This window comes from Ruegeria sp. AL12 (assembly GCF_056540885.1).
In genome coordinates, this window is the sequence record NZ_JBQFXN010000116.1 from 1 (window position 1) to 741 (window position 741).

Below are 741 nucleotides of genomic sequence, written 5' to 3' on the forward strand. Positions count from 1 at the left end.
ACGTTGCGTGATTTCATGGGCGGTTCGACCCCGGCCGTTATATTCGACGCGCCGTGGACACCGATCTACCTTGGTTTTGCCTATCTTCTGCATCCCTGGCTGGGCTATGCCGGTTTGGCTGGCGTCGCGTTCCTGCTGGTTGTTGCCATGGTGAACAACGTTCTGACCCAGCGCGGTGTTGCACGGGCCAATCAATTCCTAACCCGCAGCAACCGCGTGCTGAATGACGTGTCACGTAACCATGAAGTGGCACACGCCATGCGGATGCGCGACGATCTATATGACCACTGGAACGGCCTGAACGGCCAGGCCCAAGTCAAACAAAGCCAGATCAGCGACATGGCGGCAACCCTGTCTTCGATCTCTCGTACTGTTCGTCTGGTCCTTCAGTCCGCAGTCCTGGGTCTGGGTGCGTATCTGGCGATTTCAGGCGATCTGAGTGCCGGTTCGATCATTGCCGCATCCGTTCTGGTCGGTCGCGCATTGGCCCCGGCCGAACAGGCGATCGGGAGCTGGCGTCAATATGTGCTGGCTACTGCCGCGCGTAAGCGACTGAATTCTCTTCTCGAGGATTACCCACCGTCCCAGCCTTCGGTTCAATTGCCTCAACCCCGCGGCGTTCTGGAACTGAAAAACGTCTTTGCTACAACCCCAGACGGCGCGTCTACCGTGTTGCGGAATGTATCGCTTGCGCTGGACCCGGGTGAAGTTCTGGCCGTCATCGGCCCCAGCGGATCAGGT

Annotated in this window: 1 protein-coding gene; it reads left to right on the top strand. The window is 58.8% G+C overall.

The genetic code is table 11. The features are described 5' to 3' along the window. Nucleotides 1–741, top strand: a 741-nt coding sequence (locus tag ACR0C6_RS21720; RefSeq protein ID WP_480621217.1) for an ABC transporter transmembrane domain-containing protein, incomplete at both ends; no start/stop codon positions are given.